This is a genomic window from Arthrobacter sp. 24S4-2, from assembly GCF_005280255.1.
In the GTDB taxonomy this organism is placed as follows: Bacteria; Actinomycetota; Actinomycetes; order Actinomycetales; family Micrococcaceae; genus Arthrobacter.
In genome coordinates, this window is the sequence record NZ_CP040018.1 from 1,944,225 (window position 1) to 1,959,677 (window position 15,453).

16 protein-coding genes are annotated in these 15,453 nt (G+C 65.3%); 9 read left to right on the forward strand and 7 right to left on the reverse strand.

Annotation, left to right across the window (positions count from 1 at the left end; genetic code table 11):
- Positions 1 to 15: 15 nt before the first annotated feature.
- Positions 16 to 1,392, forward strand: a complete 1,377-nt coding sequence (gene hisD / locus FCN77_RS08900; protein WP_137321983.1) for a histidinol dehydrogenase — start codon at positions 16 to 18, stop codon at positions 1,390 to 1,392.
- Between the two features lie 123 nt (positions 1,393 to 1,515).
- Positions 1,516 to 2,013, forward strand: coding sequence for a transcriptional regulator NrdR (nrdR, locus tag FCN77_RS08905; RefSeq protein WP_137321984.1), 498 nt, complete (start codon positions 1,516 to 1,518; stop codon positions 2,011 to 2,013).
- 66 nt (positions 2,014 to 2,079) lie between these two features.
- Here the strand turns inward: nrdR and FCN77_RS08910 are convergent, their stop codons facing one another.
- The 3 genes from FCN77_RS08910 to map form a co-directional block, all read right to left on the reverse strand.
- Positions 2,080 to 2,829: an SDR family oxidoreductase gene (locus tag FCN77_RS08910; RefSeq protein ID WP_137321985.1), complete on the reverse strand. Its 750-nt coding sequence runs from the start codon at positions 2,827 to 2,829 to the stop codon at positions 2,080 to 2,082.
- A gap of 26 nt (positions 2,830 to 2,855) precedes the next feature.
- Positions 2,856 to 3,659 carry a polyphosphate--glucose phosphotransferase gene (gene ppgK, locus FCN77_RS08915; protein WP_137321986.1) on the reverse strand — a complete coding sequence of 268 codons (804 nt, stop codon included), beginning with the start codon at positions 3,657 to 3,659 and terminating at the stop codon, positions 2,856 to 2,858.
- Between the two features lie 73 nt (positions 3,660 to 3,732).
- Positions 3,733 to 4,611, reverse strand: a complete 879-nt coding sequence (gene map, locus FCN77_RS08920; protein ID WP_137321987.1) for a type I methionyl aminopeptidase — start codon at positions 4,609 to 4,611, stop codon at positions 3,733 to 3,735.
- Between the two features lie 125 nt (positions 4,612 to 4,736).
- Here map and FCN77_RS08925 point away from each other — a divergent pair, with 125 nt between their 5' ends.
- Positions 4,737 to 4,901: an SPOR domain-containing protein gene (locus FCN77_RS08925; RefSeq protein WP_137321988.1), complete on the forward strand. Its 165-nt coding sequence runs from the start codon at positions 4,737 to 4,739 to the stop codon at positions 4,899 to 4,901.
- 4 nt (positions 4,902 to 4,905) lie between these two features.
- Here the strand turns inward: FCN77_RS08925 and panB are convergent, their stop codons facing one another.
- Positions 4,906 to 5,811: a 3-methyl-2-oxobutanoate hydroxymethyltransferase gene (gene panB / locus FCN77_RS08930; RefSeq protein ID WP_137321989.1), complete on the reverse strand. Its 906-nt coding sequence runs from the start codon at positions 5,809 to 5,811 to the stop codon at positions 4,906 to 4,908.
- A 268-nt stretch (positions 5,812 to 6,079) separates the two neighbouring features.
- Between panB and glnA (FCN77_RS08935) the strand changes: the two genes are divergently transcribed.
- The 5 genes from glnA (FCN77_RS08935) (at position 6,080) to FCN77_RS08955 (ending at position 11,826) form a co-directional block, all read left to right on the forward strand.
- Positions 6,080 to 7,420 (forward strand): type I glutamate--ammonia ligase, encoded by a 1,341-nt coding sequence (glnA, locus tag FCN77_RS08935; RefSeq protein WP_104175506.1) that lies wholly within the window; start codon positions 6,080 to 6,082, stop codon positions 7,418 to 7,420.
- A gap of 9 nt (positions 7,421 to 7,429) precedes the next feature.
- Positions 7,430 to 10,441 (forward strand): bifunctional [glutamine synthetase] adenylyltransferase/[glutamine synthetase]-adenylyl-L-tyrosine phosphorylase, encoded by a 3,012-nt coding sequence (locus tag FCN77_RS08940; protein WP_137321990.1) that lies wholly within the window; start codon positions 7,430 to 7,432, stop codon positions 10,439 to 10,441.
- A gap of 71 nt (positions 10,442 to 10,512) precedes the next feature.
- Positions 10,513 to 10,932 carry a VOC family protein gene (locus tag FCN77_RS08945; protein ID WP_137321991.1) on the forward strand — a complete coding sequence of 140 codons (420 nt, stop codon included), beginning with the start codon at positions 10,513 to 10,515 and terminating at the stop codon, positions 10,930 to 10,932.
- A 102-nt stretch (positions 10,933 to 11,034) separates the two neighbouring features.
- Positions 11,035 to 11,550: a GNAT family N-acetyltransferase gene (locus FCN77_RS08950; RefSeq protein ID WP_137321992.1), complete on the forward strand. Its 516-nt coding sequence runs from the start codon at positions 11,035 to 11,037 to the stop codon at positions 11,548 to 11,550.
- A gap of 96 nt (positions 11,551 to 11,646) precedes the next feature.
- Positions 11,647 to 11,826, forward strand: a complete 180-nt coding sequence (locus tag FCN77_RS08955; protein ID WP_137324706.1) for an AsnC family protein — start codon at positions 11,647 to 11,649, stop codon at positions 11,824 to 11,826.
- Between the two features lie 133 nt (positions 11,827 to 11,959).
- Here FCN77_RS08955 and glnA (FCN77_RS08960) read toward each other — a convergent pair whose 3' ends face one another.
- The gene (gene glnA / locus FCN77_RS08960; RefSeq protein WP_137321993.1) at positions 11,960 to 13,384 is read right to left on the reverse strand and encodes a type I glutamate--ammonia ligase; all 1,425 of its coding nucleotides are present in this window, start codon (positions 13,382 to 13,384) and stop codon (positions 11,960 to 11,962) included.
- A 309-nt stretch (positions 13,385 to 13,693) separates the two neighbouring features.
- On the opposite strand from glnA (FCN77_RS08960), the gene FCN77_RS08965 reads away from it, so the two are divergent.
- A complete protein-coding gene (locus FCN77_RS08965; RefSeq protein ID WP_137321994.1) occupies positions 13,694 to 14,131 on the forward strand; it encodes an RDD family protein in 438 nt (145 codons plus the stop codon).
- A 36-nt stretch (positions 14,132 to 14,167) separates the two neighbouring features.
- On the opposite strand, the gene FCN77_RS08970 is transcribed toward FCN77_RS08965, so the two are convergent.
- Together FCN77_RS08970 and FCN77_RS08975 are read right to left on the reverse strand one after the other, a co-directional pair.
- Positions 14,168 to 14,506, reverse strand: coding sequence for a DUF3817 domain-containing protein (locus FCN77_RS08970; protein WP_254678909.1), 339 nt, complete (start codon positions 14,504 to 14,506; stop codon positions 14,168 to 14,170).
- Positions 14,507 to 14,660: 154 nt separating this feature from the next.
- The gene (locus tag FCN77_RS08975; RefSeq protein ID WP_137321996.1) at positions 14,661 to 15,425 is read right to left on the reverse strand and encodes a DUF4191 domain-containing protein; all 765 of its coding nucleotides are present in this window, start codon (positions 15,423 to 15,425) and stop codon (positions 14,661 to 14,663) included.
- Positions 15,426 to 15,453 lie beyond the last annotated feature (28 nt).

The following is a 15,453-nucleotide window of genomic DNA, read 5'->3' on the forward strand; positions in this document are numbered from 1 at the left end:
CCGTAAAATGGGCAGGTGAGCATTTCTCCGGACAGCCCCGTACAGACCACCTCCCCGGCCATCAGCTTCCGCACCATTGATTTGCGCGGCCAGCGACTTTCCCTGGCCGGGCTACGCGCAGCTGTTCCGCGTGCCAGGCACCAGACCATGGCGGACGCTGAAGAGAAGGTCGCGGCCATCATCACGGCGGTCCGCTCCCGCGGCTTCGCCGCCCTCAGCGAATTCGCGAAAGCGTTCGACGGCGTCGAACAGGAACACCCCCGGGTTCCGGCCGCGGCGCTCCGTTCTGCGCTGGAGAACCTGGACCCCGCAGTGCGGGCTGCCCTGGAGGAATCCATCAGCCGCGCGCGCAGGTTCGCTGACAGCCAGCGGCCGGCAAACATCGACGTCGAACTCGGCGAAGGCGCCGTTGTCAGCCAGAACTGGGTGCCCGTGGGCCGCGTCGGCCTCTATGTTCCCGGCGGCCTGGCGGTCTACCCGTCATCAGTCATCATGAACGTTGTCCCCGCGCTGGCTGCCGGCGTAGCGTCCATTGCCCTGGCCTCGCCTCCCCAGAAGGACTTCGGAGGGCTCCCGCACCCCACCATCCTGGCCGCAGCGGCGCTGCTGGGCATCGACGAGGTGTACGCCATCGGAGGAGCCCAGGCCATCGCTGCCTTCGCCTACGGTGTTCCAGCGGAGCATCAGGAGGCTGCCCTTGATCCGGTGGACGTGGTGACCGGTCCGGGCAACATTTTCGTGGCGACGGCCAAGCGGCTCGTCAAGGGTGTGGTCGGCATCGATTCCGAGGCAGGCACCACCGAAATCGCCATCCTTGCGGACAGCGGGGCCCGTGCGTTGCTGGTTGCGGCCGACCTTATCAGCCAGGCGGAACACGATCCGAAGGCGGCGTCAGTCCTCATCACAGACTCCGAAACCCTCGCCGAGGCAGTCCGCGCGGAGCTGGAGGTACAGGCTGAGGCCACGAAGCACTCGGAGCGGGTGCGGGAAGCATTGTCCGGTCCGCAGTCCGGCGTGGTGCTGGTGGAGGACCTCGAGCAGGGGATCGCGGCCTGCGATGCCTATGCCGCTGAACACCTCGAGATCATGACGGCGGACGCCCCGGCGGTCGCGGCCCGCATCCGCAACGCCGGAGCGATCTTCGTGGGGGACTACAGCCCCGTGAGCCTGGGGGATTACTGCGCCGGCTCAAACCACGTCCTGCCCACCAGCGGCACGGCCGCGTTCTCCTCGGGCCTGAACGTGACCACGTTCCTTCGCGCCATCCAGGTGGTCAACTACAGCAGGTCGGCTCTCGAAAAGGTCAGCGGGCACATCGTCAGCCTCTCCGGGGCGGAAGACCTGCCGGCCCACGGCGAGGCTGTCACGGCGCGCTTCGCAGCTGGCGGCTAACCACTACATGTAGTAATTACAGGCTTGTTATTCAGCTACATGTAGTCGTAAACTGAGGTTGGAAGAACACCTTCCGGCCAATTGAAGTTCGACAACTGAATTCCGCCAGGGGAAGGAAGCAACGTGTATTGCCCGTTTTGCCGCAACCCTGATTCCCGCGTGGTGGACAGCCGGATGGCCGACGACGGTTCCGCCATCCGCCGCCGCCGGCAGTGTCCCGAATGCGGACGCCGCTTCACCACCGTGGAAACCACCAGCCTCACAGTGATCAAGCGCTCCGGCGTGGGCGAGCCGTTTAGCCGGAGCAAGGTGATCAACGGCGTGCGGAAAGCCTGCCAGGGCCGGCCCGTGACCGAAGACGACCTTGCGATGCTGGCGCAGGAGGTCGAGGAAACAATCCGCGCTTCTGGGGCTGCGGAAATCGACGCCCACGAGGTTGGCCTGGCCATCCTCAGCCCGCTTCAGAAGCTCGATGAGGTTGCGTACCTTCGTTTTGCGAGCGTCTACCAGGCCTTCGAGTCCCTGGAGGACTTTGAGACCGCCATTTCGATTCTTCGCCATGAGGCGGAAGTGGAAGCCAAGGCTGCCAAGGGCCAGAAGTCCGAGACGAGCCCACTCTAGACTCCGGTGGTGGCAGCGGAGGGGAAGCCGAAGCCACCACCGGCACCAATCGGGGAGAACCCGCCCTCAGCGGCCACCGGCAACAGGCAGCACGGCCCCGGTGACGTAGCCGGCTTCGCCTGACAATAGCCACATCACCGCAGCCGCCACTTCGTCGGGTTCGGCGCCACGGCCCATGGGGATGGTCGGATTCAGCCGTTCCACCCGGTCCGGCATGCCAGCCGCCGCATGCAGGCCGGTGTTGGTGCTTCCGGGAGCAACGCCATTGACGCGTATTCCCTGTGACGCGACCTCCGAAGCGAGCCCAACGGTCAGTACGTCGACGGCTCCCTTGGATGCGGCGTAATGGGCCCAAGTGCCCGGGGATCCGGCCTTTGTGGCCGTGGACGAGATGTTCACGATGGAACCGCCGGGTCCGCCCGTGCGGGTGCTGAGCCTGCGAACGGCTTCCTGGCAGACGTAGATGAGGCCGGAGACGTTGACGTCCATGACGCGGCGGACGGTGGCCGGCGGCACGTCCACTAGATCCCCGATCAGGTTGCCGGTGATTCCGGCGTTATTAACGACGGCGGTGACGGGGCCCAAGGTTGCGGCCTGGTCAAACATCGGTCCGACGGCGGCGGGATCGCTGACATCTGCCTGGTGGGCCAGCGCATCCCCGCCGCAACCACGGATTTCCTCTACCACGGACGCCGCACCAGCTGCGTCCGAGGAGTAGTTGACCAGCACCGAATACCCGGCCTTCGCCGCACGCACGGCGATGGCGGCTCCGATTCCCCGGCTGGCCCCGGTGACGATGGCAACACGTGCGTCCATGGCAGTCAAGGAACCGGAACAACCGCCTACTTGGCCAGTTTGTGCGTCAGTGCGACCTCAATGGCGGCGCCCACAATCCCCGCATCGTTCTTGAGCTCGGCCGGGACGATCCGCGTGCGCAGCTTCATGTGCGGCAGGTACTCGTCGGCGCGCTTGGAAATGCCGCCGCCGACAATGAACAGTTCGGGGGAGAAGAGGAACTCGACGTGTGAGAAGTACCGCTGCAGCAACACGCTGTATTCGGTCCAGCTCAGGCCGTCCCGCTCCCGGGCCACTGCTGAGGCCTTGCTTTCGGCGTCAAAACCGTCGATCTCTAGGTGTCCGAGTTCGGCGTTGGGAACCAGCTTGCCGTTGAAGATGAAGGCCGAGCCGATGCCTGTCCCCAGCGTGATCACCAGGACGGTGCCCGAGACACCCTCGCCCGCGCCGTAGCGGGCTTCGGCGAGGCCGGCGGCGTCGGCGTCGTTGATGACCTCGACCGGGCGGCCCAGGCGCTTCGTGAGCAGGGCGTCGATGTCCGTGTTGAGCCAGGACTTGTCGACGTTGGCGGCGGAGTGAACCACGCCGTGCTGGATGATGCCCGGGAACGTCACTCCGACGGGGGAGTCGGGGGAAGGGGCATCAGGCCGTGCGTTGAGCTCCTCGACCACCGCGGCCACCGTTTCGGCGACGGACTCCGGGGTGGCCGGCTGCGGGGTGGGGACGCGGAAGCGGTCGCCTACGAGCTTGCCCTTCTTGAGGTCGACGATGCCGCCCTTGATTCCGGTGCCGCCGATATCGATGCCGATCAGCGGGGCGTTCTTGGTTGACTTGTCGTCCTTCTTGGCCAATGTGATTCCGTTCGTGGCTGGTGTCTGGCAATGGGCGGAGCGGATATAGAAGCCGGCGGGGCCGGCCGGAAAATCAGGGAAGCGTGAGGAGCTCGGCGCCGGATTCGGTGACGAGCAGGGTGTGCTCGAACTGGGCCGTGCGCTTGCGGTCCCGCGTCACTACGGTCCAGTCGTCGGCCCACATGTCCCACTCGACCGTACCCAGCGTGAGCATCGGTTCGATGGTGAAAACCATGCCGGGTTCGATCACGGTGCTGTAGGCGGGAGCGGCGTCGTAATGCGGGATGATCAGGCCCGTGTGGAACGCCTCGCCGACGCCGTGGCCCGTGAAATCCCGGACAACACCGTAACCGAAACGCTTGGCGTAGGACTGGATGGCGCGTCCGATGACGTTGATTTCGCGCCCGGGAGCCACTGCTTTGATGGCCCGGTTCAGGGATTCCTGCGTGCGCTCCACAAGGAGGCGGGATTCCTCGTCTACGTCGCCCACCAGGAAGGTGAAGTTGGTGTCGCCGTGGACGCCGCCGATGAAGGCGGTGATGTCGATGTTCAGGATGTCCCCGTCCTGGACCACGGTGCTGTCAGGTATTCCGTGGCAGATCACTTCGTTCAGCGAGGAACACAGCGATTTGGGGAACCCCCGGTAGCCCAGCGTGGAGGGATAAGCCTGGTGGTCCAGCAGGAACTCGTGGCCGATCTTGTCCAGCTGGTCCGTCGTGACGCCGGGGCGGATGTGCTTGCCGACCTCCACGATGGCCTGGGCCGCGATGCGGCTGGCGACCCGGATCTTCTCGATGGTCTCAGCTGTCTTCACCTCTGAACCCGTAAATTTCTCCGGACCGGGCTTCCCCACGTACTCGGGGCGGGGAATTGATGCCGGCACAGGCAGCTGCGGGCTGACTATTCCGGGGACCAGGGTGCCGGTGGGTGCAGTCGAGGCAAGAGAAGGCATAGATTGATCATATAAGGCGGCACAGAAGCCCATGTAACGGAGTCCCGGATCGGGGACCCGATGCGTGCCAACGTTACGGGGATCACTTATGCCGGGCAGGAGCCTGCACGATGCGAGGAGCAGCGATGACCGAGTACTGGTACAACGTCAACACCCACGAGGTGGAAGAAGACGCCATGTCTGACTGGACCCAACTGATCGGACCGTACAAGACGCGCGAGGAAGCCGAGCACGCGCTGGAGAAGGTCAAGGCCCGCAACGAATCCTGGGAAAAGGGCGACGACGACTAACCTGCTAGAACGAGTGCTCGGGTCCGGGGAACTGGCCAGTGCGCACTTCGTCACCGTACGCTTTCGCGGCCTCGCTGAGGGAGGTGCGCAGGTCGGCGTACTGCTTGACGAACTTGGCCATCTTGCCGCCGCGGAGGCCGGCCATGTCCTGCCAGACCAGAACCTGTCCCGTGGTGGCGTTGCCGGCACCGATGCCCACAGTAGGAACAGCGACGGCGGCGTCGACCGCTGCTGCCGTGGCGGCCGGGACCATTTCCATGAGCACGGAGAACGCGCCGGCGTCGGCCAACGCGACGGCATCGTCGATGAGTCGCTGGGCATCGTCGCCGCGGCCCTGGACCCGGTACCCGCCCAGGGAATGCTCGCTCTGCGGAGTGAAGCCGATGTGTGCCATCACGGGGATGCCGGCCTGGACCATGGCCCGGACGGTGTCTGCATAGAACTTGCCGCCCTCAATCTTCACGGCGTGTGCGAGTCCTTCCTTAAGGAAGCGGACGCCGGTGGCGACTGCCTGCTCGGCCGACACCTCGTAACTGCCGAAGGGAAGGTCTGCGACCACCAGGGCGCGCTTGGCGGACCTCGCCACGGCACGGCACAGCGGAAGCAGTTCGTCCACGGTGACGGGCAGGCTGGTCTCGTTGCCGAAGACGTTGTTCGAGGCCGAGTCGCCCACCAGGAGGACCTCGATACCGGCTTGGTCGAAAATTTCCGCTGTGTACTGTTCGTACGCCGTGAGCATGGCGAAGTGCTCGCCGTTTGTTTTGGCCTGCTGCAGGTGGTGCGTCCTGATTCGGGCCACGGGCTTTTTGGCGGGTTCCGACGGCGTTACCACCGTCCCGGCGGGGCCGTCGCCGTAGGGAGCAGGTACTTCAGCGGACATGCTGGAATCGGAACTGTTGCTTGTGGCCATGGCTAGAGCGTAATGCGATACCGTGCGTCCTAGCTACCGGAAGGCTGGCCCGGACCGGTGAATCGCGTCACAATACGGTGCCTGCGCGGCCGCCCGGAGCGCTGCTGGCCGGCGCAGCCGGCGGTCATTCGTGTTAACGCTGTGTTACGTGGACGTCCGGCTCCAGCATTCCGCGGGAATGCTTAGTAAAGTGAATCGTGAGCTGCCGCCGGCTCTAAGGAATACGGACCCGGGGCAACAAGAACGTTGATCCGGAGAAGAGGCCATAATGGACCGCCAGCAAGAGTTTGTCCTGCGGACGATCGAAGAGCGTGACGTGCGGTTCGTGCGGCTGTGGTTCACGGACGTCGTGGGTTCACTCAAGTCTGTGGCGCTCGCGCCCGCCGAAGTTGAGGGCGCCTTCGAAGAGGGACTCGGCTTCGACGGATCCGCGATCGAGGGCCTGGCCCGTGTGTTCGAGTCCGACATGCTGGCCCAGCCGGACCCTTCCACGTTCCAGATCCTTCCGTGGCGTGGCGAAACCGAGCAGACATCGCGGATGTACTGCGACATTCTGACGCCCGACGGCGAGCCCTCCGCGGCCGACCCCCGCAACGTCCTCAAGCGGACGCTCGCCAAGGCCGCGGACATGGGCTTCACCTGCTACACGCATCCCGAAATCGAGTTCTACCTGCTCAAGTCGCAGGAGCCGGGCCCGGACGGTTCGCCCATCCCGGTTGACGAGGGCGGCTACTTCGACCACGTCCCGGGCGGCGTCGCACAGGACTTCCGCCGCACGGCGGTCACCATGCTGGAGTCTGTGGGCATCTCCGTGGAGTTCAGCCACCACGAGGCCGGTCCGGGCCAGAACGAGATCGACCTCCGGTACGCCGACGCACTGCAGACCGCGGACAACATCATGACGTTCCGCACCGTCATCAAGGAGGTGGCCCTGCAACAGGGCACATACGCCACCTTCATGCCCAAGCCGTTCACGGCCCACCCGGGTTCCGGAATGCACACCCACTTCTCGCTCTTTGAAGGTGATACGAACGCCTTCTACGAAGCGGGCGCGGAATTCCAGCTGTCCAAGACGGCCAAGCAGTTCATCGCGGGCATCCTCAAGCACGCTCCCGAGTTCACGGCCGTCACCAACCAGTTCGTGAACTCCTACAAGCGGCTCTGGGGCGGTGGCGAAGCGCCCAGTTACCTGAGCTGGGGCCACAACAACCGCTCCGCGCTGGTGCGCGTGCCCCTGTACAAGCCGGGCAAGGGCCAGTCCGCCCGCATTGAGTACCGAGGCATCGACTCCGCGGCCAACCCCTACCTCGCCTACGCCGTGCTGCTCGGCGCCGGGCTTAAAGGCATCGAAGAAGGCTACGAGATTCCCGCCGCGGCAGAGGACGACATCTGGTCGCTCAGCTCGGCCGAGCGCCGCGCCATGGGCCACGATCCGCTGCCCGCCAGCCTGCACGACGCCATCAGGGCCATGGAGGATTCCGAACTCATGCCGCAGATCCTTGGCGAGCAGGTGTTCGAGTACTTCCTACGCAACAAGCGCGCCGAATGGCAGGACTACCGTCTCCAGGTGACGCCCTACGAGCTGCAGCGCAATCTCGGCATCCTGTAGGGGGCAGCGGTGAGCCTTGCCCGTCGCCTGATCTCCGCCGGTTTCAGCGACCTGGAAAAGGGGGAGCGGTTCCTGGCTGCCCGGGAACTGGAAGGAATCGACCAGCAGGCCCTGTTCGCGGGATTCCACCTTGCCGCCAATCCGGATACCGCACTGCAGTCACTGGTGCGCCTGATCGAAAAGCACCCCGACCTTCGGAAGCTCGCCGCGGCGGACATCGATACGAGCGAGCCGCTGTACCGGGTCCTGGGTGCCTCCGAGGCCCTGGGCGAATTCCTGATCCGCCATCCGGAACACCTTGACGCCTTCGACGTGGTGGCGAGCCCGGAACCGGTTCCGGCCGACGCCGGCGAACTCCGTGCCCGCCTCCTGAGGTCTGTCCAGGCCGACCCGAGGGTGCGTCGGCCGGTGGCGGGGCTGTCCGGCCCGGACGCCTATGCGGCTCTGCGGACCGCGTACCGCCGGGGAGTGGTGGACCTTGCGGTCAAGGACCTGTGCGCCGCCGATCCTCTGGACTTCATGCCCGCTGCGGGTGCCGAACTGGCGGACCTTGCCGGGGCGGCGATTGAGGCGGCGCTGGCCGTCTCCCGGGCCGAGGCGGGGGAGCAGTTCTCGGCATCGGAAGTCGCCGACGTCGGGCTGGCCGTCATCGGCATGGGCAAGTGCGGTGCCCGCGAACTTAACTACATTTCCGACGTCGACGTCATCTACGTGATCGATGCGGACGGGCTGGATGATGCCCGCGCCAACACGATTGGAACAGCCCTCGCCACCGGGATCTCGCGGGCCATCATGTCCATCGGACGGGAACCCGGCCTCTGGGAAGTGGACGCCAACCTGCGCCCGGAGGGCAAGTCAGGTCCGCTGGTGCGGACCCTGGCGTCCCACGAGAGCTACTACGCGCGGTGGGCCGAAAGCTGGGAATTCCAGGCGCTCCTGAAGGCGAGGACCATCGCCGGTGACGCCGAGCTGGGCGCCCGGTACGAGGCCGCGGTCCTGCCGCTGATCTGGGGTTCGGCCAACCGGGAAGGCTTCGTGGAATCGGTCCAGGCCATGCGCCGGCGGGTCACCGACAACATTCCGGCGGATGAGGAACAGCGCCAGATCAAACTGGGCCGCGGCGGCTTGCGGGACGTCGAGTTCACCGTGCAGCTGCTGCAGCTCGTGCACGGCAAGGCCGACGAGTCCCTCCGCCACCGGGACACCACCTCGGCGATCGCCGCGCTCTCTGCCGGCGGCTACATCGGGCGGACGGACGCCGCCGAATTCGACCACGCCTACCGGTACCTGCGGCTGCTGGAACACAGGATCCAGCTGTTCCAGCTGCGGCGCACCCACCTCATGCCGGTCAGGGAAGAGGCCCTGCGTGCCCTCGCGAAAGCCGTGCTGGGACCGTTCGCGCGTGAACGGCCGCACCCCGATGCGCTGCTTGCCGCCTGGCAGAAGACGAAGCGGTCCGTCCGAGAACTGCACGAGCGCATTTTCTACCGGCCGCTGCTGAACACCGCCGCCAAGCTCAGTAGCGAAGAAGCGCGACTGACGCCGGAGGCTGCGCAGGGCCGGCTGGCCGCCTTGGGGTACCTGGATCCGCAGGGGGCCATGCGGCATATCGAGGCGCTCACCGCCGGAGTGAGCCGGCGTGCGGCGCTGCAGCGCCAGCTGCTGCCCATCCTGCTGGGCTGGCTCGCCGACGGAGTGGATCCCGACGCCGGGCTGCTGGGTTTCCGCCGCGTCAGCGAGGCACTGGGAACCACGCACTGGTACCTGGGGATGCTGCGGGACTCGACGGCGGCCGCCGAGCGGCTGTGCCATGTGCTCTCCAACTCCCGGCTGATTGCCGACCTCCTGGAGGTCTCCCCGGAATCGGTGGCCTTGCTGGGGACCGACAAGGAACTGACCCCGCTGGGCTTCGAAGCACAGTGGCTGGAAATCACCTCCAAGATGTCCCGGCATGAAAATCCGGAAAGCGCCATGCGGCTGATCCGGCTCATTCGGCGCCGCGAGATCCTCAGGGTGGCCATTGCGGACAGCGCCGGCCTGCTCGATCAGGGCCAGGTGGGGGCTGCCCTCGCAGATACGGACCGCGCGGCCATCCTGGGTGCCCTTCGGGTGGCCGAAGGAATCGTTGGCGCGTCAGGGCCGCTCAAGACACGCGTCCTGGTGGTAGCCATGGGCCGGCAGGGCGGCCGGGAAATCGGCTACGGCTCGGATGCGGATGTGATGTACGTCCACCGGGGCCTGCCCGGTGTTTCCGAGGAGGAAGCACAGAACCAGGCCGCCCAGATTGTGGGCCACATTTCCAACCTGCTGACCCAGCCGCTGAAGCCCGCCATCCTTGCCGAGCGCGTCCTGATGGTGGACACCGACCTGCGGCCCGAGGGCAAGAGCGGCGCCATGGTGCGATCGCTGGATTCCTACGCCGAGTACTACCGCCGGTGGTCACTCGTCTGGGAAGCCCAGGCGCTGCTGCGCGCACTGCCCATCGCCGGCGACGACGAGCTGGCCGCCGACTTCGTGGAGCTGATCGATCCCATCCGCTATCCCGCGGAACTGTTGGAGAAGGACGTGCGTGAAATCCGCCGGATCAAGGCCCGGGTTGAAGCCGAGCGGCTGCCCCGCGGCGCGGATCCCGCACGGCACCTCAAGCTGGGCCGGGGAGGCCTGAGCGACGTCGAGTGGCTAGTGCAGCTGCTGCAGCTGCAGCATGCCGGCAAGCACCCGGAACTTCGGACCACGTCCACTGTGCCGGCCTTGGCAGCCGCAGCCTCACTGGGGTTCCTGGAGGCAGACGAGGCGGAGCTCCTCACCAAGGCCTGGCGGCTCGCGAGCCGCATCAGGTCGGCCAATGTGATCTGGACCGGCCGCGCCTCTGACCTCCTGCCGTCCTCGCGCAGGGACCTGGAAGCCGTGGCCCGCTGGTGCGGCTACGAGCCCGGCAACGCGGCAGCCCTGGAAGAGGACTACCTGAGGCTCAGCCGGCGTGCCCGCGCGGTCTTCGAGCGGGTGTTCTACGGGCAATAAGCAGGCCGGAGTCCGCGACGGCAGACGTCCGAGGGGCTGACACACGACGGGGCCTGATGTAGTTTGAGCGCATGGCCACGCAACTGTATCTGAATCTTCCCGTCAAAGACCTTAACAAGTCGGTCGAGTTCTTCACAGCGCTCGGCTTTTCCTTCAACCCGGACTTCACCGATGAGAACGCCACGTGCATGATCGTCAATGACAACGCCTTCGTGATGCTGCTCGTGGAAAACTTCTTCGAAACCTTCACCTCGAAGAGCATCGCGGACGCCGGCAGCGGCACCGAAGCCATCATGGCGTTCTCCGTGGACAGCCGCGAAGCCGTGGACGAAACCGTCCGGAAGGCCCTGGCTGCTGGCGGCACCCCGTCGCAGGAAGTCCAGGACTACGGTTTTATGTACAACCACAGCTTCCAGGACCCGGACGGTCATCTGTGGGAGGTCATGTGGATGGACCCGGCCGGTCCGCCCGCAGAGGCTTCGGCACCCTAGCGGCCCTCCCCGCCAACCGCCGCCCCACCGACCACAGGCTGGACGCCGGCCGTCACCGCAAAGGTGGCGGCCGGCGTCGTGGGTTCTGGGTAGGCTCGGACCATGTCTGAATCCGTCTGGCTTATCGCCCTGAAGAACCTCGACGACGACGCCAGGGCCATCAAGCTGGGCGAGGTCGCAGAGCTGGAACTGGGGGAGGGCCAGCGGGACTTCGCCGGTGATCCGCTGCGCATGATGCTCGTCGCGCTTGAAGAGGACTCACGCTTTCCGTATGTGGTGGACGCCGGCGGAGAAGCTGTCGGCGTGTTCACACTCCAGCGCGGTGCGGCGTCACTGGCGGGTTGGGGCGACGACCACGCCGTGTGGCTCCTGCGGGGCTTTCTCATCGACAGGAACCGGCAAGGCAAGGGACTTGGCACCCTGGCGGCCGCCGCAGCCGTCCGGGAAGCCGCGAAACTGACGGCCAGGCTGGGTGGCGGAGAGGCCGGCGTCGTTCTTTCGGTAAATGAACGCAATCCGGCCGGGCAGGCCGCCTACCGCAAAGCGGGATTTGAGGACCGCGGACAGTACCTCGGCGGCGACGCCGGACCGCAGCGGACCATGTACCGGGCCTTCTGAGCGGCTTCACCCGCTAGTCAACTTACGTTGACGGCGGCACCCGCCGTCAACTAAGGTTGACGCAGGGAGGCGGCCGTGAAAACACTGATCAGTTCAATGGACGGCAAAGGGCCGGCGGAGGCCCTGTATGCCGTGGCGGAGCTCCACAAGGAGCTCGCGCGCACGGAGACCGAAGCCGTGCTCCGGGCCCGCCAGGCGGGACTGTCCTGGGAGGCGATTGCGGTATGCCTCGGGGTGAGCAAGCAGGCTGTCCACAAGAAATACGGAAAGCGCTGAGATGGTGCGCAGATGTGCGCCGGGCAGGTTTCCGCCTGAGGACGCCGGGGGCACAAAAAAGTCCGCATGTGCTGCCGTGGCAGCACATGCGGACTTTCAGCAGACTAAACCACGTTTAGGCCAATGGGTCTGACTAGACGCCGTAGTAGAGCTCGAACTCGTACGGGTTCGGGCGCAGGGAGAGCGGCTTGATCTCGTTCTCGTACTTGTACTCGATCCAGGTGTCGATCAGGTCCTGGGTGAACACGCCGCCGGCCTGGAGGAACTCGTTGTCCTCGGCCAGTGCGTCCAGGGCCTCCTCGAGCGTGCCCGGGGCCTTGGGGATGTCCTTGGCTTCCTCGGCGGGGAGCTCGTAGAGGTCCTTGTCGATGGGAGCCGGCGGTTCGATGCGGTTACGGATGCCGTCAATGCCGGCCATCAGCTGGGCAGCGAATGCTAGGTACGGGTTGGAGGAGGGGTCCGGAGCGCGGAACTCGATGCGCTTGGCCTTCGGGTTGGAGCCCGTGATCGGGATGCGGATACCGGCGGAGCGGTTGCCCTGCGAGTAAACCATGTTGACCGGGGCTTCGAAGCCCTTGACCAGGCGGCGGTAGGAGTTGACCGTCGGGTTGGTGAAGGCCAGCACAGCCGAGGAGTGCTTCAGCAGGCCGCCGATGTACCAGCGTGCCATGTCGGACAGGCCGGCGTAGCCCTTCTCGTCGTAGAACAGCGGCTCGCCACCGTTCCACAGCGACTGGTGGCAGTGCATGCCGGAGCCGTTGTCGCCGAAGACGGGCTTCGGCATGAAGGTGACCGACTTGCCCCAGGCGTCAGCGGTGTTCTTGATGACGTACTTGAACTTCTGCAGGTCATCAGCCGCGTGGGTCAGCGTGGTGAACTTGTAGTTGATCTCAGCCTGGCCGGCGGAGCCGACTTCGTGGTGGCTGCGCTCGACCTCAAGGCCGGCCTCGTCCAGGGCAATACACATGGCGTCGCGCAGGTCGGCCTGCTTGTCAGTGGGGGAAACCGGGAAGTAGCCGCCCTTGATGGGGGTCTTGTAGCCGAGGTTTCCGCCTTCTTCTTCGCGGCCGGTGTTCCAGTGGGCTTCTTCGGAGTCGATCTTGTAGAAGCTGCCCTGCGGGGAGGACTGGTACTGGACGTTGTCGAACACGAAGAACTCGGCTTCGGGCGCGAAGAATGCGGTGTCGGCGATGCCGGTGGACGCGAGGTAGGCTTCAGCCTTCTCGGCCACGCCGCGGGGGTCGCGGTGGTACGGGTCGCCGGTGCGGGGGTTCACGATGGAGAAGTTCAGCGCAAGGGTCTTTTCCATGCGGAACGTGTCCAGGAACGCCGTGGTGACATCCGGGATGAGCTGCATGTCGGACTCGGCGATGCCCTGGAAGCCGCGGATGGACGAACCGTCGAAGAGCTGGCCGTTGATGAAGAAGTCTGCATCAACGCTCTTTGCCGGCACATTGAAGTGCTGCTGCACGCCAGGAAGGTCGGTGAAGCGGATATCGACGAATTTAATATCTTCGTCCTTGATGAACTTGAGGACTTCGTCCGCAGTCTTGAACATCTATGCTCCTTACGCATAAGTAATAACTGGCTGGAAAGCCATGTGGTCCAGCGCAATCCGACGGCGCGAAAACACAAAAATGTCCCCGCTCCCAGCTCGCTAGCAACTGTTACCACCCTAGGGACACGGGATTTCCCGTCCGTGTCCGCATTGTTTCCGGCAGGTTACAGAACCGCCTGATATGTAAACGCTATACGGTGTCCACACTGTGGTCTATCCGCATCCATAGTGTGAACTTCAACGGAAATTCCGCGGCCGTCCACCCGCAACGTAACAGCGAATGTATGGTGAAGCCGATAGTCTTGATCCGTGGTTGATCGCAAAGACATAGGCTCCTGGCTCAGCGGACCGGACACGTCCGGCATTTCCAAGTACCCGGGGGAGCGGCTTGGCCTGCCGGAGTCGGGCCCCGGTTCGATCGCCCGTGCGGGCCGCCGGATCCTTGCCATCTGCATCGACTGGGGCCTTGCCCTCGTCATCAGCAACTTCGCGTTCGGCGGCGACCCGTGGGCAACGCTGGCCGTTTTTGCCATCGAACAGATCCTGCTCATCGGTACCCTTGGCTACAGCATCGGCCACAGGATCGCCGGAATCCACGTTGTACGCCTGGGCGGCGCACCGGCGGGTCCGTTGGCCGCCCTGGTCCGCGCCCTGCTCCTCTGCCTGGTCATCCCGGCCGTCATTTTCGATCCGGACCACCGGGGCCTGCACGACAAGGCGATGAACACGGTCCTGGTCCGGATGTAGCCGGAAGCCTGCAAGGTCCGGGGCAGCAAAGGCCCGTCAGACCCGGACGTCCTCGTGCTGCTCCGCGGCAATCACTGCGTTGCCCGCCGGTGTCAGGAAGCCACGCTTGCCTGCCCAGCGCTCAAACAGGATGGTGGCGAACGGAACCACCGCCGAGAGACCGGCAAAGAGTGCCACGGGGAAAGGCCAGCGCTGCAGGCGCCACAGCGTCAGCGCCACCACGCCGTAGGCAATGAAGAATGCCCCGTGCACGGGCCCGGCGATTTCCACGCCCAGTTCCGAGGTCCTGGCAATCCATTTGAAGTACATGCCGGTAAGGAGGGTCGCCCAGCTGAACGCTTCGGCTACGGCGAGCACACGGAAGAGGCGGATCACGGCAGATGTCGAGGGAAGTTTCACGTTTCTCCGGGTTGGGTCGTGACGGCGGGCGTCGGGGCGGTCAGGTTCCAGTCGGTGCGGTCAGGTTCCAGAAATGAAACGCCCCGGTCGGCCGGCCAGGGGGCCGGGCGCCGGGGCGTCTCAGTTGCTGCTAGCGGCCGCGGGCCGCTTTGCGGTCCGGCCTGGCTTTGTAGGGGTCGATTCCCTTGGGGATGGGGAGGCGGTTTCCCAGCGAGGAAATACGCTTCGCGACGGCGCTGACTTCAAGTTTGGTGAGTTCCTTGTCCAGCTTGTTCATCTTTTTGGCGATCTGGCTGAGCGGCACCTGGCCTTCGCCGCGGCCGCTCTCAATCACGTGGACGGTCACGTTGGGCAGGATGCGTGCGAGGCGCTTGCGCTCCGCGTCGACGAGCGGCCGGACCCTGTGGGTGGGACCCTCGCTGACCAGCACGACGCCGGGACGGCCGATGGCGCGGAAAACGGCGTCCTGGGTGCGGGGATTGACCGCGACGGGCTGGTCTTCGGTGATCCAGCCCCGCTTCAGAGTGCCCAGTGCGGCACCGGAGGCGCCCGGCTGGTTCTCGATCTGGGCGAACGCCGCCCGCTCAGCGCGGCGCGAGAGGATAAGCGTGGCGGCAAGGAGACCAAGCGGAATGCCGATGATCAGGCCCGTGATCCAGTTTTCCAGCAGGTAGCCCACCAGGAAGCTGACAGCTACGACGCCCAGGAATGACAGCAGCATGAGCCAGACCACCATGGGATCGTGGCGGCGCGTCATCTGGAAGACTTCGTTGATCTGCTTCAGCCTGTTGGGCTTTTTGACCTTGGCTTCCTTCGGCTTGCGAGAGAAGAGGCCACGCTTCGGAGCGTCGGAGGCTGCCGGAGTCGGTTTGCTGGAATCAGGGGAATTCGCCATAGTGCCTTAATTCTACGTGATTTATGCC

Coding starts and splice junctions, on each gene's coding strand:
- FCN77_RS08910 (WP_137321985.1), bottom strand. CDS start 2,829: ATGGACGCACGTGTTGCCATCGTCACCGGGGCCAGCCGGGGAATCGGA.
- map (WP_137321987.1), bottom strand. CDS start 4,611: ATGCCTTCTCTTGCCTCGACTGCACCCACCGGCACCCTGGTCCCCGGA.
- FCN77_RS08925 (WP_137321988.1), top strand. CDS start 4,737: ATGACCGAGTACTGGTACAACGTCAACACCCACGAGGTGGAAGAAGAC.
- panB (WP_137321989.1), bottom strand. CDS start 5,811: ATGGCCACAAGCAACAGTTCCGATTCCAGCATGTCCGCTGAAGTACCT.
- glnA (WP_104175506.1), top strand. CDS start 6,080: ATGGACCGCCAGCAAGAGTTTGTCCTGCGGACGATCGAAGAGCGTGAC.
- FCN77_RS08945 (WP_137321991.1), top strand. CDS start 10,513: ATGGCCACGCAACTGTATCTGAATCTTCCCGTCAAAGACCTTAACAAG.
- FCN77_RS08950 (WP_137321992.1), top strand. CDS start 11,035: ATGTCTGAATCCGTCTGGCTTATCGCCCTGAAGAACCTCGACGACGAC.
- FCN77_RS08955 (WP_137324706.1), top strand. CDS start 11,647: ATGGACGGCAAAGGGCCGGCGGAGGCCCTGTATGCCGTGGCGGAGCTC.
- glnA (WP_137321993.1), bottom strand. CDS start 13,384: ATGTTCAAGACTGCGGACGAAGTCCTCAAGTTCATCAAGGACGAAGAT.
- FCN77_RS08975 (WP_137321996.1), bottom strand. CDS start 15,425: ATGGCGAATTCCCCTGATTCCAGCAAACCGACTCCGGCAGCCTCCGAC.